Here is a 23,381-nt window from a genome sequence, read left to right as displayed (position 1 = left end):
TGATACAAGTTTTGCCGTAAATCGAACCAATTGATCATCAATACCCTGATTGTTCGTCAATCAAGGTCTCGCGATGCCCACGGCAGTTTCAGATCAGTTCTTTGTCATAGACCCAGGCAACCCGCCTGGGTTCGGCACGCCGCTGACGTTCATTCGCGAAGAATTCATCGACGAGGATGATGATGGCGATATCCGCACAAACTCCGGAGATACCTGGGGCGGCAATGAGGTTGGGCAGGTCTGGCAGGGCGATACCATCACCGTGAACGTGCCGGGTGTGGGGGATGTGACCTATACCGGGGTGACGTTCTATTTCGTCAATGGCGACCCGCCTGTTTTCACGCCCACGGACGGGCAGGTGTTGCAGGACGGGACCTTTGTCAGTTCAACCTTTGTCACGACAGCGACCGAAACACCGGTGACGGATTTCGGGCCGACCTGTTTCACGCCTGGCATGATGATCGGGACACCAGATGGCCCCCGCGCGATAGAGACGCTTGCGGAGGGTGATCTGGTTCAGACCGTGGATGCAGGCGCCCAGCCCATTCGGATGATCCTGGATGGTACATTCCGCGCAGCGGGCCATCTGGCGCCGGTGCATTTTACCAAAGGCGCGATTGGAAACGACGCGCCGCTTGTGGTGTCTCCGCAGCATCGGGTGCTTATCAGTGGCTGGCGGGCCGAGTTTTTCTATGGTCAGGAAGAGGTGCTGGTTGCGGCAGTCCATCTGGTGAATGGCGATACCATTCGGCAAGTGGGCGGCGGTATGGTGCGGTACATTCATTTGCTGTTTGATCAACATCAGATGGTTTTTGGGCAGGGCGTTCCGTCAGAAAGCTGTTACCCGGCGCATCTGGAGACAGGCGCGCAGAGCGATGCCGTTGCCGAATTGGCAAGGCTGTTCCCCAAGCATAAAGCACTGGCTGTCGATCGGATGCCGTTTGTGCGTCCGGTTCTTGGACGAACAGAAGCGGCGGTATTGGTCTGTTAAGTCATGGCGGGCTTGGGCGTTCACAAGTCGCCATCTGACCCCTATACGAGGGTGATGGCCCGTTCGCGTTCGACATCGAAACCTTCCAAACCCGCCAAGGCGCCCAAAACCCGGTCGCGCAAGGCGCTGCCCGGTGTCAGCTTCGCGCAGCGGTTGCGGCGGTGGTTGTGGCGCAGCGTGGCAGTGGCGTTTCTGGTGGTTGCGGGGTTGGTCGTTTTGGGCGCTTTCGTGAACCCGCCGACCAATGTCTACATGTATTCCGAAGGCACGCGGCTGGGCCCGGTCAAACAGACCTGGGTGCCGATGGCGCAGATTGCCCCCGTGATGGCGCGCTCTGCCGTGGCGGCGGAGGATGCGAATTATTGCGCGCATTGGGGGTTCGACATGGTCGCGATCCGCAAGGCGATTGAGGAGGGGTCTTCGCGGGGCGCTTCGACGATTTCGCAGCAGACGGTGAAGAACGTCTATCTCTGGCAGGGGCGCAGTTGGGTGCGCAAGGCGATGGAGGCGATGCTTACGCCGCTGGTGGAGGCTGTCTGGACCAAGCGGCGGATATTGGAAGTGTATCTGAACATCGCGGAGTTTGACGAAGGTGTCTTTGGTGTGGAAGCCGCCGCGCGCCATTACTTCGGTGTATCGGCAGCGGAGCTGAATGCCACGCAAGCCGCACGGCTTGCAGCGATCCTGCCCAGTCCCAAGAAACGCTCTGCCTCCCAACCCAGCAGTTTTGTGCGCAAACGCGCCCGGCAGGTGCGCGACGGGGCAGCGACAATCGGCAGAGACGGCCGGGCGGATTGTTTCCAGAGTTGAAAACCACCTGTTTTAGGGGCATGGAAGGGAACCCGCTCTTTTAGTCTGGACGCACGTCATGGCCCGCTTGTTTCATGTCCCTCTCTCTCCCTTTTGCCGCAAGGTTCGTTTGAGCCTTGCCGAAAAGAAGATCGAGGTGGAACTGGTGGAGGAGAAATACTGGGAAGAAGACCCCGATTTCATGCGGCGCAACCCGGCGGGGAAAGTGCCTGTTTTGCGGCTGGACGGGATCGTCATGGCAGAGAGCACGGCGATTTGCGAATACATCGAAGAGACACGACCCGAGCCGAGCCTGCTGCCCAAGGACCCCGCAGAGCGGCTGGAAGTGCGCAGGCTGGTCAGCTGGTTTGACGACAAGTTTCATCAGGAGGTGACCTCCAAGCTGCTCTATGAGCGGGTGAACAAGAAGGTGATGAAAGCGGGCTATCCGGACAGCACCAATGTCAAAGCCGGGGCCAAGGCGATCAAGTATCATCTGGATTACATGGCGTGGCTGCTGGACCATCGACGCTGGCTGGCGGGGGATGTGATGACGCTTGCGGATTTCGCGGCAGCAGCGCATTTGTCGGCGCTGGATTACATCTCGGATGTGGATTGGAACCGCAATGAGGGGGTGAAGGACTGGTATGCCAAGATCAAGTCCCGCCCGGCGTTCCGGTCGCTGCTGGCGGATCAGGTGTCCGGCTTTCCCCCGCCGCGGCATTACAATGATCTGGATTTCTGATGCTGCGTCCGGTTTGCGCTGTTGGATATGAGGTGGGGATTGTTCCAGGATATTTAAGGCCAAAAAGAGCATGGATCTGAAAGCACGGTTGGTGCGTCAGGCGCAGGCGGAGGGATTTGTTGCATGTCGGCTGTGCAGGCCGTGGGATGTGCCGGAGGTGCCAGCGCGGCTGGAAGCCTTTGTCAGAGACGGTTTTCACGGGCAGATGGGCTGGATGGCGGAGCGCATGGAATGGCGCGGCAACCCGGCGGCGCTGTGGCCCGAAGCGCGGTCGGTGATCATGCTGGCGGAGAGTTACGCGCCCAAGCATGATCCGTTGGCGGTGTTGGAGCATCCGGAGAAGGCCGCGATTTCCGTTTATGCGCAGGGCCGCGATTACCATGACATCGTCAAGAAACGGCTCAAACGGCTGGCGCGGTGGCTGATTGAACAGGAACCCTGTGAGGTGAAGGTTTTCGTGGATACTGCACCGGTGCCGGAGAAGGCTTTGGCGCAGGCGTCAGGGCTGGGCTGGCAGGGAAAGCACACCAATGTGCTGAGCCGCGATTGGGGCAATTGGGCCTTTTTAGGGTCTGTTTTTACCACGCTGGACCTGACGCCGGATGCGCCGGAAGTGGATCATTGCGGGTCCTGCACGGCCTGTCAGGACATCTGCCCGACGGATGCCTTTCCCGCACCCTACCGGTTGGATGCGCGGCGGTGCATTTCCTATCTGACGATTGAGCATAAGGGCCCGGTGGACGAAGCTTTGCGGGCGCTGATGGGCAACCGGATTTATGGCTGCGATGATTGTCTGGCGATCTGTCCGTGGAACAAATTTGCCGTGGCGGCGAGCGACATGCGCTATCACGGGCCGCATGTTGACGCGGCGGATCTGGCGGAATTGGCCGGGCTGGACGATGCGGCGTTTCGGGCGCGGTTTTCCGGGGCGCCGGTCAAGCGGATCGGGCGGGACCGGTTTGTGCGCAATGTGCTTTATGCGATTGGCAATTCCGGGCGGCCTGCCTTGCGGCCGGTGGCGCAAGCCTTGGCGGAGGATGCGGATACGGCTGTGGCGGATGCGGCGCGCTGGGCGGTGGCGCGTTTAAACGGGCTGGACGCGGGCGGCTGACACGGTAGACCTTGCACCGTCAAAGTGAGGGATTTTCAGATGGCAGTGCTGTTGGGCGTCGATACGGGCGGGACCTATACCGATGCGGTGTTGATCCGGGACGAGGTGGATATCCTCGCGTCGGCCAAGGCGCTGACCACGCGGGAGGATCTGGCGATTGGCGTGGGCAATGCGGTGGGTGAGGTGCTGGCGCTGAGCGGGATCCCTGCCGAGCAGATTGTGCTGGCGTCGCTGTCGACGACGCTGGCAACCAATGCGCTGGTTGAAGGGCAGGGCGGGCGCGTGGCGCTGATCTTCATCGGGTTCAAGGCGCGCGATGTTGAGGTGCATGGATTGGCGGATGCGCTGAAGGGCGACCCCTGTCTGGTGGTTGCCGGGGGGCATACCCATGCGGGAGGGGAGGCGGCAGCGCTGGATGAAGATGCCATCATCGCCTTTTTAGAGACACATAAGCATGATGTGAGCGGCTTTGCCGTGGCCAGCCAGTTTGCCACGCGGAACCCTGCGCATGAGCTGCGCGCGGCGGCTTTGGTGGCGGAGATCACGGGGCGGCCGGTGTCGGCGTCGCATCAGTTGTCGGCCAAGCTGAATGGCCCCAAGCGGGCGATGACGGCGGTGTTGAATGCGCGGTTGATCGGGATGATTGACCGGCTGATCGGGCGGGCCGAAGGCGTGTTGCGTGATGTCGGGATTACGGCACCGATGATGGTGGTGCGGGGGGATGGAGCGCTGATTTCGGCGGCGCAGGCGCGGGAACGGCCGATCGAGACGATCCTGAGCGGGCCTGCGGCGTCGATCGTGGGCGCGCGGTGGTTGACGGGGGCGGATCTGGCGCTGGTCAGTGACATTGGCGGGACAACGACCGATGTGGCGGTGCTGCGCGACGGGCGGCCCAAGATTGACCCCGCAGGCGCGCAGGTCGGGCCGTACCGGACGATGGTTGAAGCGGTGGCGATGCGGACCACGGGTCTGGGCGGGGACAGTGAGGTGCATTTTGTGGCCGAAGGGTTGCAAGGCGGCGTGACGTTAGGCCCACGGCGGGTGCTGCCGGTGTCTTTGGTGGCCGTAGAAGCGCCGGAGGTGGTGCATGAGGCGTTGGATGCGCAGCTGCGCAGCACCACGCCCGGAGAGCATGACGCGCGGTTTGTGCGCGCGGTGCCGGGGTTGCGTGCCGAGGGGCTGGGCCCGCGGGAGGCAGAGGTTCTGGCGCGGATCGGGGACAATGTGCAGCCGATGGGTGCGGTGCTGAAGACCCGGATGGAACATGGTGCGTTGAAGAAGCTGGTGGATCGCGGGTTGGTGCAGGTGGCAGGCGTCACGCCGTCGGATGCGAGCCATGTGCTGAGACGGGTGATGGAGTGGGATGCAAGTGCCGCGCGCAAGGCGTTGCTGTTGTTTGGGCGGCGGCGGACGGGGTCGGGTACGGTGCTGTCGACGTGGGAAGATGATGTGGCGCAGATGATCGTCGATCAGTTGACGCATCAGACCGCATTGGCCTTGTTAGAGACTGCTTTTGCCGAGGAAGAGGTCGCGTTTGGTGCCGCCCCGGAGGTCTTGGCGCGGCATGTGTTGATGCAGCGTGGGATGGCGGGGCATGATGGGCTGGTGCGGTTGCGCACGGGGCTGGACGTGCCTGTTGTGGGGCTGGGCGCCTCGGCTGCGTGTTATTACCCGGCCGTGGGCGCGCAGCTGGGCTGCCAGATGATCCTGCCGGAATACGCGGGTGTGGCGAATGCGATTGGTGCGGTGGTCGGGCGGATCACCATGCGGCAGAGCGGTGTTGTGACCGCGCCCAGCGATGGTGTGTTCCGGGTGCATCTTGTCGAGGGGCCACGCGATTTCGGGGATGCGGAGGCGGCGATGGCGGCGCTGGAGGATGTGTTGCGCGGGCAGGCCGAGGCGGAGGCTTTGGCAGCGGGGGCGGAGGACATTCAGGTGTCTGTCGTGCGGGACGTGCGGACGGCAGGGGTTGAGGCACGTGAGGTGTTTGTGGAGGCGACGGTCACGGTTGAGGCGGTGGGGCGGCCTCGGGTCGCGGAGGGGTAGTTGCTGTAGGTTTGGGGGTAAGGTGGGATTGCTCCCACCCTACGGTTACTCCGCCGCGGCGCGTTTGGGCAGGACCCAATCCGCGCGGGGGAAGTGGCAGGTGTAGCCGTGGGGGATGCGTTCGAGGTAGTCCTGATGCTCCGGCTCGGCTTCCCAGAAATCGCTCACCGGTTCCACTTCGGTCACCACTTTGCCGGGCCAGAGGCCGGAGGCTTCGACGTCGGCAATCGTCTCTAACGCGGTCTGTTTCTGGGCTTCGTCCACGTAGTAGATGGCGGAACGGTAGCTCATCCCGCGGTCGTTGCCCTGGCGGTTCAGCGTCGTGGGGTCGTGGATCTGGAAGAAGAACTCCAGCTGTTCGCGGAAAGATGTGACTGCGGGGTCGAAGATCACCTCGATGCCTTCGGCGTGGGTGCCGTGGTTGCGGTAGGTGGCGTTGGGGACATCGCCGCCGGTGTAGCCGACACGGGTGGAGATCACGCCGGGGCGTTTGCGGATCAGATCCTGCATGCCCCAGAAGCATCCTCCGGCCAGTACTGCGCGTTCTGTCGTGCTCATGCTGCGTCCTCCACTTGGTCGATGTATTTGGCGTAGCCTTCGGTCTCCATATCATCGCGGTGGATGAAGCGGAGGGAGGCGGAATTGATGCAATAGCGCATGCCGCCCCGGTCGGCGGGACCGTCGGGGAACACGTGGCCGAGATGGCTGTCGCCGTGTTTGGAGCGGACTTCGACGCGGACCATGCCGAGGGAGGCATCGCGGTGTTCGGTCACGTTGTCGATGGGTTTGGTGAAGCTGGGCCAGCCGCAGCCGCTTTCATATTTGTCGGCGGAGGCAAAAAGAGGCTCGCCTGAGACGATATCGACGTAGATGCCGGGTTCCTTGTTGCCCAAGAGTTTGCCGGTGCCGGGGCGTTCGGTGCCGGATTCCTGGGTGACGTAGTATTCTTCGGGAGAGAGGGCCGCCACTGCTTCGGGGCGTTTTTCGTATTGGGCCATGTGGTCCTCCGTGGTTTTGGGTTGTTCTATTAGATGGGGCCGATGTGGAAATTTCAAAGGGTTTCGGGCGCGACATTGCCTTGAAATGCCCCGGAGGCGGATCAAATTCGTATCAGGAGAAACGGGAGTTCAGCGATGCGGTATCTTCTTGCGATCTTTTTGAGTGTTGTTGCAGTGGCGGCTTGGGCGGCGCCGCGGGATGTTGTGTTCAGCAATATCGACGGCGGGCAGCATGATTTCAGCACATGGGCGGGGCAGCCTGTGCTGGTGGTGAACACCGCGTCGGAATGTGGATTTACCGGGCAATATGCCGGGTTGCAGGCGCTGTATGACACCTACAAGGCGCGTGGGTTGGTGGTGCTGGCGGTGCCATCGGATGATTTCCGGCAGGAGCTGGGATCGGCGGCGGAGGTGAAGGAATTCTGCGAGGTGAACTTTGGTCTGGATTTGCCGATGACGGATATCACCCATGTGAAGGGGCCAAAGGCGCATCCCTTCTACAAGGCGGTGAAGGCGGAGACCGGGTTTGTGCCGCGCTGGAATTTCAACAAGGTGCTCATCGGACCGGACGGTGCGGTGGTGGATGCGTGGGATTCGCGGGTGAAGCCGGGATCAAGGACCATCATCCGCGCAATTGAGCCATTGCTCGCGGGCAGCTAGACTGGCGCGTGGAGGAGCGTGCGGATGGCGGAGAAGAAAGACGGACCCGATCTTGATGCGGCCTATGCGCTGGAGACGCCGGAGGACAATGTCAGGCTCTATGCCGATTGGGCCGATACCTATGACAGCGGTTTTGCGGTTCAGATGGACTACATCCTGCCGCAGCAGGTGGCAGGGGTTTTTGCGCGCTGTTATGCGGGCAAGGGGCCGGTGCTGGATGTGGGTGCGGGGACCGGATTGGTGGCGGAGGCTTTGGGATCTGGGCTGGTGATTGATGCGCTCGACATCTCGGCGGAGATGCTGGCGATGGCGCGGGAGAAACGGCTGTATAGAGACTGTTTTGAGGGGGATCTGACGGCGGGGCTGGAGCTGCCTGCGGGTGCGTATGACGCGGTGATCTCCTCAGGGACATTTACCCATGGGCATTTGGGGCCGGATGCGATTGATCCGCTGCTGGCGGTTGCAGCACCGGGGGCCTTGTTTGTGTTGTCGGTGAATGATGCGCATTACGAAGGGCAGGGGTTTGCGGCGAAGATGGCAGCGCTGGGCGGGCGCATCACCGGGCTGCGCCATGAGATTGTCGATATCTATGGCGCGGGGGCGGATCCGGCGCATGCGCAGGACAAAGCGCGGGTTTTGGTGTTTCGGGTGCGTGATATCAGTTGACGGTCTGCGATTTGCTTGTGTTGTGCCTTTCGGGGCCAGCCCCGGACCCCGGGATATTTATGGAGAAAAGAGGGGGCGTGAGGTTAGGTGCGCTTCTTTTGTCGGGAAAGTTGCACGGCGAGGATGCCGAGGGCGATGATGGTCACGCCGAGGATGTCGCGGCTGCCGAGTGGTTCTGACAGGAGCAGGGCAGCGATGGCGACGCCGAAGAAGGGGTTGATAAAGTGGAAGGTGGCTGCGCGGGTGGCACCGACGCGGTTGACCAGCCAGAACCAGACGAACGTCGCCAGCAGGCCCGGCACGAGGCAGGTGTAGGCGAAGGCGAGGGCCAGGGAGAGCGTCGGGTTGATGCGGGGGGTTTCCAGTATGGCGGTTGCGATGGCCAGCACCACAAATCCGGCGAACATTTGCAGGCCGACAACCATCAGGAAGTTGCCCCCTGACGTGGCACCGCGCACCATGAGTGTGGCGGCGGTCAGGGCGAGGAGGCCGATAAGGCAGTAGAACACGCCCGTGAGGTCCACACCGCCGCTGATGCGGGCGGCCATGATCAGGGTAACGCCGATCAGGCCAGCGATCAGTCCGGCGATGGCCAGCGGTCTGAGTTTCTCCCGGAAGATCACCCAGCTGGCGAAGGCCACCAACAAGGGCATGGTGGAGGCGATGATGGAGGCCATGGAGGCCTGCACGGTTTGCATCGCCACGAAGTTGAAGCCCAGATAGACTGCGTTTTGCAGGATGCCGAAGATGATTGTCGCGCGCCATTGCGCGGGCGTCAGCCGCCAGCTTTGCCCCAGTGCCAGCGCGATGCCAACGCCCAGCAGGCCGGAGACAAGGTAGCGTGCGGAGAGTGCCAGCAGCGGGGAGGCATCGGCAACGATGATCCGCGCCGAGGTAAAGGCGGAGGACCACATGATCGCGAATGCGATGCCCATCAGTATTGCGCGGAAATCCATGGAGACTGCTCGTGTTGTTTGCCCGGACCTTTTCGCACCGGGGCGGAAGAGGCAAGGGATTAGCCTGCGCTGTTTTCCATTGCGTTCAGGACATCGGGCAAGGAGCGGATAGCGCCGGTCTGGAGGTATTCCATGGCTTTGAGTGCGGCGTCATGCGCCGCGTTGCTGCCGCCTGCGACACAGTCTTCGATCACCCGGCAGAAGTAGTCATGTTGATGGCCGTCCACGAAGGTGTAGTGCACGCAGACATCTGTGAGACCGCCGACCAGGATCAGCGTGTCGACTTTCAGGCCTTTGAGCAGGATCTCAAGATCGGTGCCGAAGAAGGCCGAATAGCGGCGTTTGCGAATGAGGTAGTCATCGGGCCGGAAATCCATCTGTTCGGCGGCGATGGCGGTGCCGGGGGCGTCTTCGAGGCAGTGAATGTCCTCCTCTCCGTCCAGCTCGCGACCAAAGTCGACGAGGGAAGGGTGGTGGACTTCCTGCACGAAGATGACCGGGATGCCGTTGGCGCGGGCGGTGTCGATGGCTTGCCGGGCCAGCAACATGCGGGCGGCATAGTCGGGCATGTTGGGAATGGCGCGGTTGTCACTGTGGTCGATGAAGGTGCTGGCCTGGATGTCGATGACGATCAGGGCGGCGCGGCCTTCGATCAGATTGCGCTTTTGGGACGTGGTCATGGGATGTCCTTTACGAAAAAGGGCCGCCCGCAGGCGACCCTTTCCGGTTCGATCAAGTGCGGACGGCTTAGCCGTTCACGCTGTCCTTGAGGGCCTTCGCGATGGTCATCTTGACCACCTTGTCGGCGTCTTTCTTGAACTGCTCACCCGTTGCAGGGTTGCGGACCATACGTTCTGGACGTTCACGGCAGTAGATCTTGCCAACGCCGGGGAGTGTGACGGCGCCGCCGCCGGACACTTCGCGTGTGATCAGATTGCAGACCGCTTCGAGCGCGCCGCCTGCGGATTTCTTGTCTGTGCCCATTTCATCTGCCAGTGCGGCGACGAGCTGAGTCTTTGTCATTGGTTTGGTTGCCATGTTGTTATCTCCTTAGACCGCCCGGTTTAGGGCCTCATGGGCGGAATGTAGCGGTATGTTGTGGTGGAACACAACGAATAGTGGCGCAGAATATGCGGTTTTTGGCAGTTTTTTAGGGGTTTTTCGCTGTTTGACCCCTTCAGAGGAAGGCCGTTTCGTCAAAAGAGCGTAATTTCCGGCTGTGGATACGTTCCAAAGGCGTGCTGCGCAAGAGCTCCATGGCGCGGATTCCAATCATCAAATGGCGGGAAACCTGTGTTGTGTAGAAGTCTGTGGCCATGCCGGGGAGCTTGAGTTCGCCGTGCAGCGGCTTGTCAGAGACACACAGGAGCGTGCCGTAGGGGACGCGGAAGCGGTAGCCGTTGGCGGCGATTGTGGCGCTTTCCATGTCGAGCGCGACGGAGCGGGATTGGCTGAGGCGTTGCACAGGACCCGATTGGTCGCGCAGTTCCCAGTTGCGGTTGTCGATGGTGGCGACGGTGCCGGTGCGCATGATGCGTTTGAGCTCATACCCTTCGAGTTGGGTGACGTCAGCAACGGCGGTTTCCAGCGCGATCTGGATTTCGGCGAGCGCGGGGATCGGGGTCCACACCGGCAGGTCATCATCCAGCACGTGGTCTTCGCGCAGGTAGGCGTGGGCGAGGACGAAGTCCCCCAGGGCCTGTGAATTGCGCAGGCCTGCGCAGTGACCCACCATCAGCCAGGCATGGGGGCGCAGGACGGCGATGTGGTCGGTGGCGGTTTTGGCGTTGGAAGGACCCACGCCGATGTTGACCAGCGTGATGCCAGAGCCGTCCGCTCGTTTGAGGTGGTAGGTTGGCATTTGCGGCATCTTTGGCGTTGGCGGGATCGGGGTATCGCCAGACGTGATCTCCACGTTGCCGGTGGAGACAAAGGAGGTGTAGCCGCTGTTGGGGTCATTGAGTTGGGTGCGGGCGTATTCCTCAAACTCGGTCACGTAGAACTGGTAGTTGGTGAAGAGGACATGGCACTGGAAGTGTTCGGCATCTGTTGCGGTGTAGTGCGAGAGGCGCGCCAGGGAGTAGTCCACGCGCTGTGCCGTGAAGGGCGCGAGGGGGCGGATGTCATCGACGGGGGTGTAGGTGCCGTTGACGATATCGTCATTGGTGGTCGACAGGTCCGGCACATCGAAGATGTCGCGCAGGGTGAAATCGGCCGCACCGTCCTGCGGGATACTGGCGGCGGCGGAATCGCCGGTCATGGCAAAGTGCAGCGGGATCGGCGTGGCGGAGGGGCCGATGGTCACAGGCTGGCCGTGGTTTTCGATGAGCAGCCCGATCTGCTGGATCAGGTAGTGCCGGAAGAGGTCGGGCCGGGTGATCGTCGCGGCGAAGGTGCCGGGAGAAGAGACATGGCCGAAGCTGAGGCGGCTGTCGACCTGGGCATAGCTGGAGGTCTGGAAGCGCACTTCGGGGTAGAAGGCGCGCTGGCGGATGTCGGTTGGTGGGGAGACAAGCGCTTCGGCAAAGGCGTCGCGCAGGAAGCTGGTGGCTTGTGTGTAGAGTTCGGTGAGCCGGTCGACGGCGGCCGTGGCATCGTTGAAGATTTCCGCGGCGGGGGTGTCTGGGGTCTGAATTCGGGTCATGCGAGGGGTTCAATCACGTCTATGAAATCAAAGGTGCGGACATCGACAAGGCCGAGGTCGGAGATGCGCAGTTCGGGGATGACCACAAGCGCCAGCAGGGAGTGCTGCATGTAGGCGTTGTTGAGGGTGCAGCCGCAGTCCCGCATGGCTTGCATCATCTGGTCGGTCTTGGCGGCGACGGAGGCGGCGGGGCTATCCGACATCAGGCCTGCGATGGGCAGGTCGATGGTGGCCAGTTCGGTGCCGTCTTTGAAGAGGGTGATGCCCCCGCCAAGCCCGCGCAGGTGGTTGGCGGCGAGGGCCATGTGATCGGCGTTTGTGCCGACGACGATCATATGGTGGCTGTCGTGGGCGACGGTGGAAGCCATGGCCATGTCGCCTTCGTAGCCAAAGCCGGAGACGAAGGCGTTGACCACGCCGCCCGTGGCGCGGTGGCGTTCGACAAGGGCGATTTGGGCAACGTCGCCGGTGGCTTGCACACGGCCTTCGGTGACGGGAAGTTCGAATTTCAGCGCGCGGGTGGGGGCTTGGTTTTCGACCACGCCGATGACATTGGCGGAGACGGCGTTGGCACCAGCGGGCGCCGGGATGTTGAAGTCTGAGGCAGAGAGGTCGCGGGCCATGTTGACGGTCTGGCGCGCGTGTTTGGGCCAGTCGTAGTGGGGGCATTCTGCGAGGCAGGTGCCGTTTTGCGCGACGATTTTGCCACGGGCCATGACGGTGTCGATGGGAAGGGTCTTGAGGTCGGAGGTCAGAATCACATCGGCGCGGCGGCCGGGGGTGAGGGAGCCGATTTCCCGCTCCAGCCCGAAGTGCGTTGCGGTGTTGATCGTGGCCATCTGCAAAGCGATGAGCGGGTCACAGCCGCAGGCGATGGCATGGCGCACGACGCGGTTCATGTGGCCGTCGTTCACCAGCGTGCCGGAGTGACAATCATCCGTGCACAGGATCATGTTGCGCGGGTCGAGGCCGCGTTCCGTGATCGCGGTGATCTGGGATTCGACGTCGTACCAGGCGGAGCCGAGGCGGATCATCGACCGCATGCCTTGGCGCATGCGTGCGATGGCGTCTTCTTCGCAGGTGCCTTCGTGATCATCGGCAGGGCCGCCCGCGACATAGGCAGCAAAGGCGGGGCCGAGGTCGGGGGAGGCGTAGTGGCCGCCGACGGTCTTACCTGCCTGTTGGGTGGCGGCCATTTCGGCGAGCATTTGCGGATCCGCGTTGCTGACACCGGGGAAGTTCATCATCTCCCCCAGCCCGATGATGCCGGGCCATGACATGGCCTCTGCCACGTCTTCGGCGGTGATCTCAAACCCTGTTGTTTCCATCCCCGGTGCGGAGGGGGCGCAGGACGGCATCTGGGTGAATATGTTGATGGGCTGCATCAGCGCTTCGTCGTGCATCATGCGGACGCCTTCCAAACCCAGCACATTGGCGATTTCGTGCGGGTCTGTGAACATGGAGGTCGTGCCATGAGGGATCACCGCGCGGGCGAATTCGGCGGGGGTGAGCATGCCGCTCTCGATGTGCATGTGCCCGTCGCACAAGCCGGGGATCATGTAGCGGTCGCGGGCGTCGATGATTTGCGTGTCGGGGCCACGGCAATGATCCGCTGACGGGCCGACAAAAGCGATGCGGCCGGCGGTGATGGCAATGTCATGGGCGGGCAGGATTTCGCGGGTGTGAACGTTGACCCAGATGCCGCCAGTGATGATCGTATCAGCAGGCGCACGGCCTGCGGCGGTGTTGACCAATTGAGCGGCCACATCGGGCCATGAGGGGAAAGTGTCTTGCGTCATGGCGTAGTGTTTCACAGGGTTGGGGCGGGTTCAAGCGGGGTTGGCTCTTGATTTAACATGTGTATGTTTATTATATGAAGATCGAGTGGGATGAGGACAAACGGCAAAGGACGCTGCGGGAGCGTGGGTTGGATTTTGCGGATGTGGGATTGGTGGATTGGGAGGGGGCCATCTTCATCCCGGACACGCGCCGTGACTATGGGGAGCGGCGGGAAACCATGATGGGGATTTTGAAAGGGCGTTTGATCGTTGTCGCCTTTACAATGAGAGAGGACGCTGTGCGGGTGATTTCCATGCGCAAGGCGAACAGTCGAGAAAGGAAAGTCTATGACAGCTTTGAAGCGTGAACCGCTGATCGATGCAGACGGAGAGGTGCGTGAGATTACAGCAGAGGACCTGAAACACGCCCGCCGGGGCCGCCCGCCGCTGCCGCAGGATGCGCGCAAGAAGCGGGTCAATCTGATGTTGGATCCTGCTGTCGTGGAGGCGCTGAAAGAACGCGGTGTGATGAGCGCTGAGGCCAATCGCCTGCTGCGCAAGGCGTTGGGGTTGTAGGCGTGGATTACAATGATGTCTCAGCCGAGGATTTCGGCGCGAGTTTGCGCGGGATCGGTTTGAACCTGCTGGTGCGCGATGTGGGGCGGCAGGTGGCGTTTCTGGAGGGGCTGTTTGGCATGAAGGCGTTTCAGCCAACGGAGGATTTCGCCATCATGACCTATGGTGAGGACGTTTTTCAGCTGCATGTGGACGGGACATATCATTCGAACCCGTTGCTGGGGCTGCTGCCCGAAAGCCCGCCGAGGGGGGCAGGGATCGAGATCAGGTTGTATGATACCGACCCCGATGAGACCTGCGCACGGGCGGAGGCGCTGGGCGGGACGATCTTGCAGGAAGCGACGGACAAGCCGCATGGGTTAAGGGAGGCGTATATTCTGTGTGAGAATGGCTATGCCTGGGTGGTGAGCCGGGCTTTGTGAAACGTTTGCTTATTACATCATTGATCATTTGTGCCGTTGCGGGCTGCGGCGTATCGGTCGTTCCAGCGGAGCGACCCTTTGATCGCGTACCGACGCCCCAATTTGTCGCTCAAACATTTTGGTACGCAAACAATGACGCTGTGCCGAAGGCGCGTATGTTACGGAAAGCTGCGCGCTTTTGCGAACAGCCATCGTCTGACATAGCCTACTCCGGGCCATATGGCTTAGCTGGAACCTGGTTTCTCAATTTCTCTTGTACCCAAATGGTAGAGTGAGGACGCTAACAGTAGCTTTTTGGGTAGCGGGCGCGCGATGTGTGGTGCAGGCTAAATCGAGAGTCGCAGGAGCCCCACCATGACCGTCACGCAAATGAAATCCAACATGAACCACTGGCAGGAGCGGGTCGATCTGGCTGCGGCCTTTCGCTGGACGGCGCGGCTGAATATGCATGAGGGGGTGGCGAACCATTTCTCTCTGGCGGTGAATGACGATGGCACGCAGTTCCTGATGAACCCCAATCAGGCGCATTTCGCGCGGATCAAGGCCAGCGAGATGCTGATGATCGACGCCAATGATCCTGCCACGCTGGAAGGGCCGAATGCGCCGGACCCTACCGCCTGGGGGCTGCATGGCGGGGTGCATCGCGCCTGTCCGCACGCACGCTGCGTGATGCATGTGCATTCGATCCACGCGACGGTGCTGGCCTGTTTGCAGGACAGCCGCCTGCCGCCGATTGATCAGAACTGCTGTACCTTCTTCAACCGTGTGGTGATTGATGAGGATTACGGCGGGCTGGCGTTTGAGGATGAGGGCGCGCGCTGTGCGGCACTGCTGACCGATCCAAAGCAGAAGGTGATGGTCATGGGCAGCCATGGGGTGCTGGTGATTGGCGACACGGTCGCGGATACCTTTAACAGGCTCTATTATTTCGAGCGGGCGGCGGAGACCTACATCAGGGCGTTGCAGACGGGTATGCCGCTCAGGCGCATCTCGGATGAGATTGCGGAGAAGACCGCGCGGGAACTGGAGGAATATCCAGAGCAGGACGCGCGGCATCTGGCAGAACTGAAGGCTCTGCTGGACGCCGAAGGGTCAGATTACGCGCAATAGCAGACGGCTGATCAGTCAGACACGCTTGTTGCTGCGCCCAGAAGCCCGAAGCCCGATCCGATCAGGGACAGGATTGTGCGGGTGTCTGTCAGAGGTGTTTCTGTAGCAAGCACCAGATCTCCGGACTGGATATGGAAGTTCCGGGCGGAGAACAGGCCGTCGGATGTCGTCAGATCAATGGTGAAGACCACGCGGGTGTTGCGCGGCCCGCGGGTGCCGGCACTGACGGCGCTGGCGGGGTATTCACGCAGGATCAGGATGCCTTCGGGATCGGCACGGCTGTCGTTGACGCCGCCAATGATCGCCAGTGCATCCAGAGCAGAGACGTCATTGCGGTTGAAGGGATGCTGCGCCTCGCGTCCTGCCGCACCAAGGGACAGGAAGTAGCGGCGGTCATTTTCGACAATGACCTTGTCACCGCCGTGCAGGCGCGTGTCGAGCCGGGGGTTGTCATACAGATCGCTGACGGATGTCGCGTAAATATTATGTCCGCGCACCAGTTTGACCTGTGGATTGTCCATCGAAGGATCGACACCGCCGCCCGCCGAAATCGCGGCGAGGACGGAGAAATCCTGATCCGGCATCACGATGTTGCCGGGGGTATTCACGCCGCCGACCAGATCGATGGAGTTGCCCCGCCCTTCGGCCATAGACAGTTGCACCTGGGCGGAGGGGACGATCTCTTCCAGTCGGCGCTGCACCAGTTGGCGGGCGCTGTCAGGTGTGCGGCCAGAGACCTGCACTTTGCCCACATAGGGCACAAAGATCGTACCAGCGGAGGTGACACGCATGTTGGGCAGGTCAGCGACACGCTGTTCGGGGCTGGTGAGCAGGGAATTCTCACCCGAATCCCAGATCATCAGGCTGAGGCTGTCGCCGGGACGGATCACCTGGGCCGTTGAGCCGTGGCTGTGACCGATCCAGCTGTAGGAGCGTGACCCGTTGCGGGGCCATTTGGCGACGCTGGGCAGGAAAGCGCGGGTGACCGGGTAGACGGCGATATCGGGCTCGGGATCATCGGCGGAGGCCAGGATCTCTTTCTCGACCGCGGCACCACGGGGCAGGTTGCCACAGGCCGCCAGGGCGAGGCTGAGCGTGATCCAGAGTAGATGTTTGAGAGACAAAGCCATTGAGACTGCCGATCTGTGTTGCGCGCCGCCTGTGGATGGGGCGAAAATTACTTATTTATTTCAATCCATTGACGGGTATTCGCGCCCGCGCAGGTTGGCATTTTCTGCTGCGCAAGATACTGGCAACGGGTATGACGTCAATCGTTTCGGACAAGGTGGCGGAAAATCGCAGCACAGTGTTGCTTGGCGCCAATGGTCGTCTTGGGCAGGCGATTGGCGCGTTCTGGTCCGGTGACGCGCTGGTGCGCGTTGCGCGCAAGGCCGGTCCGGGTGTGCACCGGGTTGATATGCGCGCGGATGCGGCTGGGCTGCGTGATGTGCTTGTCGGTCAGGGGGCGGTCCTTTGCATGGCAGGGGTGACTGATGCCGCCGTTCTGGCGGGGGCGGCCATGTCTGACAACGTTGATCTTGCACTGGCTGCGATTGAAGCGGCGCATCTGGCGGGGGCGGGCCGGGTTTTTCTGGCGTCATCGGCTGCGGTTTACGGACGTCAAAGCGGGGATCTGGCGGAGGCTGCGGTTCTGGCCCCGCTCACGGCCTATGGCCATGCAAAATGTGAGATGGAGCAGGCGGGTCTGGCGCTGGGCAAGAAGCTTGGCCAGCCTGTGACGGTCCTGCGGATCGGGAACGTGGCGGGTGTTGATGCGATCCTTGGGGGATGGCACGCGGAAATGGCGGTTGATCAATTGCCAAGCGGCTGTACCCCTGCGCGCAGCTACATTGGCTTGCAGAGCCTCACCTGCGTGCTTCAGGATCTGGCGACACGGGCGGATGTCCCGGCCGTTCTGAACATCGCACAGCCCGGTATGATCGAGATGGGCGCCCTTTTGGATGCCGCGCAATTGCCCTGGAAGGCGCGGCCCGCGCCGGAGGGCGTGATCGCGGAGGTTTCGCTTTCTACCCGATTGCTGTCGCGCTATGCCTCTTTGCGGAAGGCGACACCGGCGGGGTTGGTCGCTGAGTGGCGGCTGTTTGAGGGCAAAGAGCGATGACATGGCGCAAACGGATCTTTGATTTGTTTTTCGCAAGCCTGTTGGTGGTCATTCTGGGTCCGGTGCTGATCTGGTTGCTGATCTGGTTGCTGATCAAGGAAGGTCGGCCGTTGTTCTATGTGGCCGAGCGGATGAAAGCGCCTGATGTGCCCTTCAAACTGTGGAAACTGCGCACGATGAAGACGGCTGCGGCTGATCGCGGGGTTTCGGGTGGGGACAAGACCGACCGGATTACGGAGACAGGCGCATGGTTGCGCGCCAAGCGGCTGGATGAGTTTCCGCAGCTTTGGAACATTCTGCGGGGCGATTTGAGCTTTGTCGGCCCGCGCCCACCCTTGCGCGAGTATGTGGAGCGGTTTCCGGATCTGTACGCGGATGTGCTGAAATCGCGGCCGGGTGTGACGGGACTGGCGACAATCCGGTTCCACAAGCACGAAGACCGATTGCTGGCGCGATGCCGCACACCGGAGGAAACGGATCGGATCTACACCCGAATCTGTGTGCCCAGAAAGGCGCGGCTTGATCTGATCTATCAACGGAATCAGTCTACGTGTTACGATTTTGATTTAGTGTTTCAGACAATTGGGAACCTTTTTCGCCGACGCGCAGGCCAAAAACCGCCCAATTCACCCGATTCTTCACCCACAGGTTGAGGAATCAGAGGCATATGACGAAAGAGGTTTGAAGTAGTCGTAGCAGATGGCGTAATTTTTAAGAGTTTTGATACGACTCTCGGGGGATGGTCGAAGCGGTAGGATCGTTTATCGCCGCACAAGCGTCCCACGTCAGTTTCAGGTGGCACGTTTTTAAAGGTTTCCAGTCGATCATGTTAAACATCCTCAAATCGCTTTCGAAGCGTCAAAAACGCGCCATCATGCTTTTGCTGGACTCTGTCCTCATTGTGCTTGCGGTGGTCTTCGCCCTGTCGGCACAGGGGCTTGAGGGGGGCGTTCTTCCGCATTTGATCGATTACATGACGGTCCTGCCTTACGTTCTGATCGTTGGGGCGGGTGTGTCCATGTGGTTGGGCGTCTGCACGACGCAGCTGAATTCCTATGAAGGGGCGGCCATCGGGGTGACGGGGCTGTTTGCGCTGTGTCTTGTGACCACGTCGATGATGGTGGCGCTGATTGTCGGGATCGACCTGCCGGCATCGGTGCATGTTGTCTTTGGCGCGGCGTTCTTTTCGATGGTTGTCATCACCCGCACGGTGATGTTGCAGGTGGTTTTGGCCATCTACCGTCGGTCGTCGTCGCGCTGTCGCGTGCTGATCTATGGGGCGGGGACGACGGGCACGCAGATCGTCTCGGCCCTGCGGCGGCATGAGAGTATCGAGCCGGTGGCCTTTGTCGATGACAACGCGGCGATCCAGGGGTTGAGCGTGTCGGGGCTGCCTGTCTACAACCCGTTGCGGATTTCCGAAGTTGTCGAGGAAAAGCAGATTGACCGGGTGTTGCTGGCCATTCCATCGCTGAACCTGCCGAAACAGGCGCAGATTGCCCGGCGGCTGGAGGAAATGGGGCTGGAAGTTCAGGCACTGCCGTCCTTTGCCCAGTTGATTGGCGAAGAGGAGCTGTTGGACAAGTTCAAGCCGCTGAATGCCCATAGTTTCCTGAACCGCGACGAAGTAGATCAGGGGCTGAGCGAGGAGTTGGCCTGTTACGCCGAAAAGGTCGTTCTGGTGTCTGGCGCTGGCGGGTCGATCGGGTCGGAACTAAGCCGTCAGGTTCTGGATTGCCGTCCGACGAAACTGGTCCTGTTCGAACTGAGCGAGCTTGCGTTGTACAACGCGGACATGGAACTGCGGCAGGTCACGGACGGATCGTCGATTGAGATTGTGCCGGTGCTGGGCTCCATCACGGATTCGCGTCAGGTGCGGAAGGTTCTGATGGAGCATCAGGTTGATATCATTCTGCACGCCGCCGCCTACAAACACGTACCACTGGTCGAAGCCAATCCGCTGGCAGGGCTGGTCAACAACGTCTTTGGCACCCAGACGCTCGCCGAACAGGCGCTACAGGCCGGGGTTGAACGGTTCATTCTGATTTCATCCGACAAGGCGGTGCGACCGACGAATGTGATGGGGGCCTCCAAGCGGCTTGCGGAACTGGTCATTCAGGATCTGGCACTCAAGCGCGGTGCGCAGGGGGGGACGATCTTCTCCATGGTGCGGTTCGGCAATGTGTTGGGGTCATCGGGGTCGGTGGTGCCGCTCTTTCAGGATCAGCTGCGCCGGGGCGGGCCATTGACGGTGACCGATCCAGCGGTTGAGCGGTACTTCATGACAGTGCAGGAAGCGGTGCGGCTGGTTCTGCAAGCGGGCGCCATGGCCGAAGGTGGTGAGGTGTTTGTTCTTGATATGGGCAAGCCGGTGCCGATCTATCAACTGGCCAAACAAGTGATCGAGAGTGCGGGATATACCCTGCGCGATGATGACAACCCCAATGGCGATATCGAGATTGCCTTCACCGGCCTGCGCCCTGGCGAAAAGATGAGCGAAGAGCTGTCCCTGTCCGGGGAATTGGTCAGTACCAGCAATCCCAAGATTTTTGCCACCCGCGAAGAGGGGCTTTCGGAGATGGAAGTGGCCCGCGCGCTGCGGCGGCTGCGTGAAGCGATGGTTGCCAGCAGCGAAGAAATGGCACGCGCCGTGATCATGAGTTGGGTTGAAGGGTTCGGACAGATGTCGATCGGTGAGGATCTGGAGCGAAAGCTGTCCTGAGCGGGTGTTATGCCGGACCTGGTAGGGCCACTGCGGTATGAATGTCGCGGCGCGGGTCTGTTCTTGATCCTGAAGGTGTGCAGGTGTTGATTTTTCGCGTGCTTCGGGTGCACACCTGATGCAAGAATGCCGAATGGCAAAGGGCGGAGCCGTGCAGCAGGTGATCAAACCAACCCGTATCGTGACCGGAGAGGTCCGGAAGATCCGTGTAATTGGCACGGTTTTTGCCGTTGTCTGTGCGACGCAAGCCAGCGCGCAGGATGCGGACATCTTTGATGTGCCGGACCGCCCGACATTGAATTTCTACGGGTCTCCGGGCCTTGTGGATATGCCAACGGCGGAGTCCCTGCCGGATGGCACCTTTGCCATTGGCGTGTCGCACTTCGGCGGCACCACCCGGACAACACTGACCTTTCAGGCGACACCGCGGTTGTCTGCCAGTTTCCGCTACGTGGGTATTCAGGACTGGAACGCCAACGGCTTTGACACCTACCGCGACCGCAGCTTTGATCTGCACTATCAGGTTCTGAAAGAGCGGCGGACCCTGCCTGCGGTGACTGTTGGCCTTCAGGATTTCGCCGGGACAGGCATTTACGCGGGTGAATATGTGGTGGCGACCAAGACCTTCGAGGGGGGTGCGCGGCTGCCCGGCCGGGTCAAGGTGACCGCTGGCCTCGGTTGGGGTCGGCTGGCGTCATCGGGTGCGATTGGCACGCCGTTTGGCGGCACGCGCCCGGCATTCGATCCCGCCGGGACCGGTGGCAGCCCATCAGTGGATCAGTGGTTTCGTGGACCCGCCGCCCCGTTTGGCGGGGTGGAATGGCAGATCAACGACCGCTGGGGCGTGAAGGCGGAATACAGCTCTGACGCCTATGACGCGGAAACAGGCAATGGCGTTCTTGTTCGGAAATCCCGGCTGAATTTCGGCACGGAGTATCAGCTTTCCAACCGGATACGGCTGGGGGCCTATTACCTTTATGGGTCCGAGTTTGGTGTGAACGTTCAGGTCCAGCTGAACCCCAACGCGCCGCTGACCCCGTTGAGCGTGCGGCCCACCGGGCCGATTGAACCGCGCCCTGATCGCGCTGTCTCCCCGGAGGCGTGGAGCACTGATTGGTCGGAAAGTGCACAGGCACCGCTGACCCTGCGGGATCAACTGACGCCGGTTCTGGCGGCAAGTGGGCTCAAGCTGGAAGCGTTGCAGGTCAGTGCCAACAGGGCGGAACTGCGGTTCCGGAACACGCGCTACCGGGCGACATCGGTTGCGGTGGGGCGCGCCGCGCGGGCCATGGCCCAGGTCATGCCCGCCTCGGTGGAGACGTTCCGTCTGGTGACGATGCACAACGGGCTTGCCCAATCTGCGGTGACCATCCGGCGGTCTGATCTGGAAGCGCTGGAATTTGACAGTCAGGCCGCCGATGCGCTGCTGGCTGTCACAGGCATTGGCGAAGCTGCGCCAATGCTGGAGAACGCGGTCTACAGCGATACGCTTTACCCTGACTATGCCTGGACCATCGCGCCCTATCTTGAGCCGAACTATTTTGATCCTGATGAGCCGGTACGCTTTGAAGGGGGCATCAAATTCGAACTGAATTACAGTCCCGCGCCCGGCTGGGAACTGGGCGGGCGTCTGAAGCACCGTCTGGTGGATACGTTTTCGGATTCGACGCGGACCAGCAACTCCGTGCTGCCGCGGGTGCGGACAGATAGTATCCTCTACGCGCGAGGCAGTGATACGGTTCTCGACACTCTGTATGTCAGCCGCCAGTGGAAACCGGGGAACGACATCTACGCGCGTGTCACCGCCGGGTATCTTGAGCGGATGTTCGGCGGGGTATCGGGTGAGGTGCTGTGGAAACCCGTGGGCAGCCGTCTGGCGCTGGGTGCGGAAGCAAACTACGTCCAGCAGCGTGACTTCTCCGGTCTAGGATTTCAGGATTATAGCGTGGCCACTGGCCATGCTTCGGCCTATTACGAATTTGGCAGGGGATATCTGGGGCAGGTCGATGTGGGTCGCTATCTGGCGGGTGATCTGGGTGCCACGGTGACGCTGACGCGGGAGTTCAAGAACGGCTGGCGGGTTGGTGGGTTCTTCACACTGACGGATGTGTCATCTGCCGATTTCGGGGAAGGGTCGTTTGACAAGGGTATCAACCTGACCGTGCCGCTGGATTGGTTCCTTGGCACGCCGGGCAAGCGTACATTGTCGACCACGATCCGGCCCATTCAGCGCGATGGTGGTGCGCGGCTTGACGTGCCGGGGCGGCTTTATGAGCAGGTGCGCCAAGGGCACAGAAACGCAGTGACGGACAACTGGGATAGGGTTTGGGAATGATGCGCCGGAGGACGGTTTTTGCACTGATCGGCGCAGCATTCGCGCTTGCCGCCTGTTCAGGCGGCAGCGGGCAAAAGCAGGATTCCACGCTGACGACGCTCTTCACTTCGGCCAAGGCGGTGTATGACAGCTGGGGGCAGCCTGCGCCGCAGCCGGTTGTCGTGACCCGTGCATTGTTGGATCAAACGCCCGGTCAGGTCATGCAAGCGATCCCGGACAGGACCGGATTGCAGGACTTTCTGCGCCTGATCGCGCAGCGCCGGGACGATGGACCGGGGGTGGTGGAAGTCTGGCAGTCCTCTGACAACATCCAGTTTATCCTGCGCGATGGTGTTTTGGTCGGCACCAAGGGGTTGGGGCCTGACATGCGCTCTGCGCAGGCGGGGGCGACACTGGCAGGGTTTGACGGTCAAGGGGGCGGCGGCGCGCGGCTGATCACCCTCGCGCGGGGCAATGACTCCGCGCAGCGCGTGGAATTTGCCTGTGACATGACCCAGATGGGACGCGACACGATTCAGATTGTGGATCAGCGCGTCTCGACGTACCGCATGCAGGAAACCTGTGCCTATGGCGGGACGACCTTTACCAATGAGTATTGGGTAGAGACTTCAAGCGGCCGGATGCGCAAGTCGCGTCAGTGGGTCAGTCCGGGTTTTGGATATATCGCGTTTGAGCGGCTGAAAAACTGATCTCCCCCCTTGTTGTGCTGC

Annotated in this window: 24 protein-coding genes; 16 read left to right on the top strand and 8 right to left on the bottom strand. The window is 61.3% G+C overall.

What is annotated here, in order from left to right; all coding sequences use genetic code 11:
• Window positions 1-73 precede the first annotated feature (73 nt).
• The 5 genes from Q1A91_RS19010 to Q1A91_RS18990 all read left to right on the top strand — a co-directional run bounded on the left by Q1A91_RS19010 (window position 74) and on the right by Q1A91_RS18990 (window position 5,682).
• On the top strand, window positions 74-991 hold the full coding sequence (locus Q1A91_RS19010) for a Hint domain-containing protein (protein ID WP_299881360.1): 918 nt from the start codon (window positions 74-76) through the stop codon (window positions 989-991).
• A 54-nt stretch (window positions 992-1,045) separates the two neighbouring features.
• A complete protein-coding gene (gene mtgA / locus Q1A91_RS19005; protein WP_299881357.1) occupies window positions 1,046-1,801 on the top strand; it encodes a monofunctional biosynthetic peptidoglycan transglycosylase in 756 nt (251 codons plus the stop codon).
• Window positions 1,802-1,859: 58 nt separating this feature from the next.
• A complete protein-coding gene (locus Q1A91_RS19000) occupies window positions 1,860-2,525 on the top strand; it encodes a glutathione S-transferase family protein (RefSeq protein WP_299881354.1) in 666 nt (221 codons plus the stop codon).
• Window positions 2,526-2,595: 70 nt separating this feature from the next.
• The gene (queG, locus tag Q1A91_RS18995) at window positions 2,596-3,636 is read left to right on the top strand and encodes a tRNA epoxyqueuosine(34) reductase QueG (protein ID WP_299881351.1); all 1,041 of its coding nucleotides are present in this window, start codon (window positions 2,596-2,598) and stop codon (window positions 3,634-3,636) included.
• Window positions 3,637-3,675: 39 nt separating this feature from the next.
• On the top strand, window positions 3,676-5,682 hold the full coding sequence (locus tag Q1A91_RS18990) for a hydantoinase/oxoprolinase family protein (protein ID WP_299881349.1): 2,007 nt from the start codon (window positions 3,676-3,678) through the stop codon (window positions 5,680-5,682).
• A gap of 45 nt (window positions 5,683-5,727) precedes the next feature.
• On the opposite strand, the gene msrA is transcribed toward Q1A91_RS18990, so the two are convergent.
• Window positions 5,728-6,240, bottom strand: a complete 513-nt coding sequence (gene msrA, locus Q1A91_RS18985) for a peptide-methionine (S)-S-oxide reductase MsrA (protein ID WP_299881346.1) — start codon at window positions 6,238-6,240, stop codon at window positions 5,728-5,730.
• Window positions 6,237-6,680 (bottom strand): peptide-methionine (R)-S-oxide reductase MsrB, encoded by a 444-nt coding sequence (gene msrB, locus Q1A91_RS18980; RefSeq protein ID WP_299881343.1) that lies wholly within the window; start codon window positions 6,678-6,680, stop codon window positions 6,237-6,239. The genes msrA and msrB overlap by 4 nt, the downstream gene beginning before the upstream one ends.
• A 135-nt stretch (window positions 6,681-6,815) precedes the next feature.
• Between msrB and Q1A91_RS18975 the strand changes: the two genes are divergently transcribed.
• Together Q1A91_RS18975 and Q1A91_RS18970 are read left to right on the top strand one after the other, a co-directional pair.
• Window positions 6,816-7,340: a glutathione peroxidase gene (locus Q1A91_RS18975; protein WP_299881340.1), complete on the top strand. Its 525-nt coding sequence runs from the start codon at window positions 6,816-6,818 to the stop codon at window positions 7,338-7,340.
• A 24-nt stretch (window positions 7,341-7,364) separates the two neighbouring features.
• Entirely contained in the window at window positions 7,365-8,006 is a 642-nt protein-coding gene (locus tag Q1A91_RS18970; RefSeq protein WP_299881337.1) for a class I SAM-dependent methyltransferase, read from the top strand.
• A gap of 83 nt (window positions 8,007-8,089) precedes the next feature.
• On the opposite strand, the gene Q1A91_RS18965 is transcribed toward Q1A91_RS18970, so the two are convergent.
• The 5 genes from Q1A91_RS18965 to ade all read right to left on the bottom strand — a co-directional run bounded on the left by Q1A91_RS18965 (window position 8,090) and on the right by ade (window position 13,405).
• Window positions 8,090-8,962, bottom strand: a complete 873-nt coding sequence (locus Q1A91_RS18965; protein WP_299881334.1) for a DMT family transporter — start codon at window positions 8,960-8,962, stop codon at window positions 8,090-8,092.
• A 59-nt stretch (window positions 8,963-9,021) separates the two neighbouring features.
• Window positions 9,022-9,642, bottom strand: a complete 621-nt coding sequence (locus Q1A91_RS18960; protein WP_299881331.1) for a cysteine hydrolase — start codon at window positions 9,640-9,642, stop codon at window positions 9,022-9,024.
• A 67-nt stretch (window positions 9,643-9,709) separates the two neighbouring features.
• Window positions 9,710-10,000: an HU family DNA-binding protein gene (locus Q1A91_RS18955; protein ID WP_299881328.1), complete on the bottom strand. Its 291-nt coding sequence runs from the start codon at window positions 9,998-10,000 to the stop codon at window positions 9,710-9,712.
• Window positions 10,001-10,139: 139 nt separating this feature from the next.
• Window positions 10,140-11,606 (bottom strand): AMP nucleosidase, encoded by a 1,467-nt coding sequence (locus tag Q1A91_RS18950; RefSeq protein WP_299881325.1) that lies wholly within the window; start codon window positions 11,604-11,606, stop codon window positions 10,140-10,142.
• Complete coding sequence (ade, locus tag Q1A91_RS18945) at window positions 11,603-13,405, bottom strand: adenine deaminase (protein WP_299881322.1); 1,803 nt, start codon at window positions 13,403-13,405, stop codon at window positions 11,603-11,605. Before ade ends, Q1A91_RS18950 begins: the two co-directional genes overlap by 4 nt.
• 74 nt (window positions 13,406-13,479) lie before the next feature.
• Between ade and Q1A91_RS18940 the strand changes: the two genes are divergently transcribed.
• From Q1A91_RS18940 to Q1A91_RS18925, 4 genes are all read left to right on the top strand, one after another.
• Window positions 13,480-13,752, top strand: a complete 273-nt coding sequence (locus Q1A91_RS18940) for a BrnT family toxin (RefSeq protein WP_299881318.1) — start codon at window positions 13,480-13,482, stop codon at window positions 13,750-13,752.
• The gene (locus Q1A91_RS18935) at window positions 13,733-13,960 is read left to right on the top strand and encodes a BrnA antitoxin family protein (RefSeq protein WP_299881315.1); all 228 of its coding nucleotides are present in this window, start codon (window positions 13,733-13,735) and stop codon (window positions 13,958-13,960) included. The genes Q1A91_RS18940 and Q1A91_RS18935 overlap by 20 nt, the downstream gene beginning before the upstream one ends.
• A gap of 2 nt (window positions 13,961-13,962) precedes the next feature.
• Window positions 13,963-14,382 carry a VOC family protein gene (locus Q1A91_RS18930; RefSeq protein ID WP_299881312.1) on the top strand — a complete coding sequence of 140 codons (420 nt, stop codon included), beginning with the start codon at window positions 13,963-13,965 and terminating at the stop codon, window positions 14,380-14,382.
• Window positions 14,383-14,736: 354 nt separating this feature from the next.
• A complete protein-coding gene (locus Q1A91_RS18925) occupies window positions 14,737-15,492 on the top strand; it encodes a class II aldolase and adducin N-terminal domain-containing protein (RefSeq protein ID WP_299881309.1) in 756 nt (251 codons plus the stop codon).
• Between the two features lie 11 nt (window positions 15,493-15,503).
• Here the strand turns inward: Q1A91_RS18925 and Q1A91_RS18920 are convergent, their stop codons facing one another.
• Window positions 15,504-16,622, bottom strand: a complete 1,119-nt coding sequence (locus Q1A91_RS18920) for a polysaccharide biosynthesis/export family protein (protein WP_299881306.1) — start codon at window positions 16,620-16,622, stop codon at window positions 15,504-15,506.
• Between the two features lie 131 nt (window positions 16,623-16,753).
• Here Q1A91_RS18920 and Q1A91_RS18915 point away from each other — a divergent pair, with 131 nt between their 5' ends.
• The 5 genes from Q1A91_RS18915 to Q1A91_RS18895 all read left to right on the top strand — a co-directional run bounded on the left by Q1A91_RS18915 (window position 16,754) and on the right by Q1A91_RS18895 (window position 23,360).
• A complete protein-coding gene (locus Q1A91_RS18915; RefSeq protein ID WP_299881303.1) occupies window positions 16,754-17,614 on the top strand; it encodes an NAD(P)-dependent oxidoreductase in 861 nt (286 codons plus the stop codon).
• On the top strand, window positions 17,611-18,267 hold the full coding sequence (locus Q1A91_RS18910) for a sugar transferase (protein WP_299881300.1): 657 nt from the start codon (window positions 17,611-17,613) through the stop codon (window positions 18,265-18,267). The genes Q1A91_RS18915 and Q1A91_RS18910 overlap by 4 nt, the downstream gene beginning before the upstream one ends.
• 173 nt (window positions 18,268-18,440) lie before the next feature.
• A complete protein-coding gene (locus Q1A91_RS18905; protein ID WP_299881297.1) occupies window positions 18,441-20,336 on the top strand; it encodes a nucleoside-diphosphate sugar epimerase/dehydratase in 1,896 nt (631 codons plus the stop codon).
• 133 nt (window positions 20,337-20,469) lie between these two features.
• Complete coding sequence (locus tag Q1A91_RS18900; protein WP_299881295.1) at window positions 20,470-22,671, top strand: YjbH domain-containing protein; 2,202 nt, start codon at window positions 20,470-20,472, stop codon at window positions 22,669-22,671.
• The gene (locus Q1A91_RS18895) at window positions 22,668-23,360 is read left to right on the top strand and encodes a YjbF family lipoprotein (protein WP_299881292.1); all 693 of its coding nucleotides are present in this window, start codon (window positions 22,668-22,670) and stop codon (window positions 23,358-23,360) included. Before Q1A91_RS18900 ends, Q1A91_RS18895 begins: the two co-directional genes overlap by 4 nt.
• The last annotated feature ends 21 nt before the right edge of the window (window positions 23,361-23,381 follow it).

Source organism: uncultured Sulfitobacter sp., from assembly GCF_947500075.1.
In the GTDB taxonomy this organism is placed as follows: Bacteria; Pseudomonadota; Alphaproteobacteria; order Rhodobacterales; family Rhodobacteraceae; genus Sulfitobacter.
This window is presented reverse-complemented; position numbering and strand designations above follow the sequence as displayed.

Bases quoted from the DNA above. Each gene is read 5' to 3' on its own strand.
- Q1A91_RS19010 (WP_299881360.1), top strand. From the start codon at position 74: ATGCCCACGGCAGTTTCAGATCAGTTCTTTGTCATAGACCCAGGCAAC.
- mtgA (WP_299881357.1), top strand. From the start codon at position 1,046: ATGGCCCGTTCGCGTTCGACATCGAAACCTTCCAAACCCGCCAAGGCG.
- Q1A91_RS19000 (WP_299881354.1), top strand. From the start codon at position 1,860: ATGGCCCGCTTGTTTCATGTCCCTCTCTCTCCCTTTTGCCGCAAGGTT.
- queG (WP_299881351.1), top strand. From the start codon at position 2,596: ATGGATCTGAAAGCACGGTTGGTGCGTCAGGCGCAGGCGGAGGGATTT.
- Q1A91_RS18990 (WP_299881349.1), top strand. From the start codon at position 3,676: ATGGCAGTGCTGTTGGGCGTCGATACGGGCGGGACCTATACCGATGCG.
- msrA (WP_299881346.1), bottom strand. From the start codon at position 6,240: ATGAGCACGACAGAACGCGCAGTACTGGCCGGAGGATGCTTCTGGGGC.
- msrB (WP_299881343.1), bottom strand. From the start codon at position 6,680: ATGGCCCAATACGAAAAACGCCCCGAAGCAGTGGCGGCCCTCTCTCCC.
- Q1A91_RS18975 (WP_299881340.1), top strand. From the start codon at position 6,816: ATGCGGTATCTTCTTGCGATCTTTTTGAGTGTTGTTGCAGTGGCGGCT.
- Q1A91_RS18970 (WP_299881337.1), top strand. From the start codon at position 7,365: ATGGCGGAGAAGAAAGACGGACCCGATCTTGATGCGGCCTATGCGCTG.
- Q1A91_RS18965 (WP_299881334.1), bottom strand. From the start codon at position 8,962: ATGGATTTCCGCGCAATACTGATGGGCATCGCATTCGCGATCATGTGG.
- Q1A91_RS18960 (WP_299881331.1), bottom strand. From the start codon at position 9,642: ATGACCACGTCCCAAAAGCGCAATCTGATCGAAGGCCGCGCCGCCCTG.
- Q1A91_RS18955 (WP_299881328.1), bottom strand. From the start codon at position 10,000: ATGGCAACCAAACCAATGACAAAGACTCAGCTCGTCGCCGCACTGGCA.
- Q1A91_RS18950 (WP_299881325.1), bottom strand. From the start codon at position 11,606: ATGACCCGAATTCAGACCCCAGACACCCCCGCCGCGGAAATCTTCAAC.
- ade (WP_299881322.1), bottom strand. From the start codon at position 13,405: ATGACGCAAGACACTTTCCCCTCATGGCCCGATGTGGCCGCTCAATTG.
- Q1A91_RS18940 (WP_299881318.1), top strand. From the start codon at position 13,480: ATGAAGATCGAGTGGGATGAGGACAAACGGCAAAGGACGCTGCGGGAG.
- Q1A91_RS18935 (WP_299881315.1), top strand. From the start codon at position 13,733: ATGACAGCTTTGAAGCGTGAACCGCTGATCGATGCAGACGGAGAGGTG.
- Q1A91_RS18925 (WP_299881309.1), top strand. From the start codon at position 14,737: ATGACCGTCACGCAAATGAAATCCAACATGAACCACTGGCAGGAGCGG.
- Q1A91_RS18920 (WP_299881306.1), bottom strand. From the start codon at position 16,622: ATGGCTTTGTCTCTCAAACATCTACTCTGGATCACGCTCAGCCTCGCC.
- Q1A91_RS18915 (WP_299881303.1), top strand. From the start codon at position 16,754: ATGACGTCAATCGTTTCGGACAAGGTGGCGGAAAATCGCAGCACAGTG.
- Q1A91_RS18910 (WP_299881300.1), top strand. From the start codon at position 17,611: ATGACATGGCGCAAACGGATCTTTGATTTGTTTTTCGCAAGCCTGTTG.
- Q1A91_RS18905 (WP_299881297.1), top strand. From the start codon at position 18,441: ATGTTAAACATCCTCAAATCGCTTTCGAAGCGTCAAAAACGCGCCATC.
- Q1A91_RS18900 (WP_299881295.1), top strand. From the start codon at position 20,470: ATGGCAAAGGGCGGAGCCGTGCAGCAGGTGATCAAACCAACCCGTATC.
- Q1A91_RS18895 (WP_299881292.1), top strand. From the start codon at position 22,668: ATGATGCGCCGGAGGACGGTTTTTGCACTGATCGGCGCAGCATTCGCG.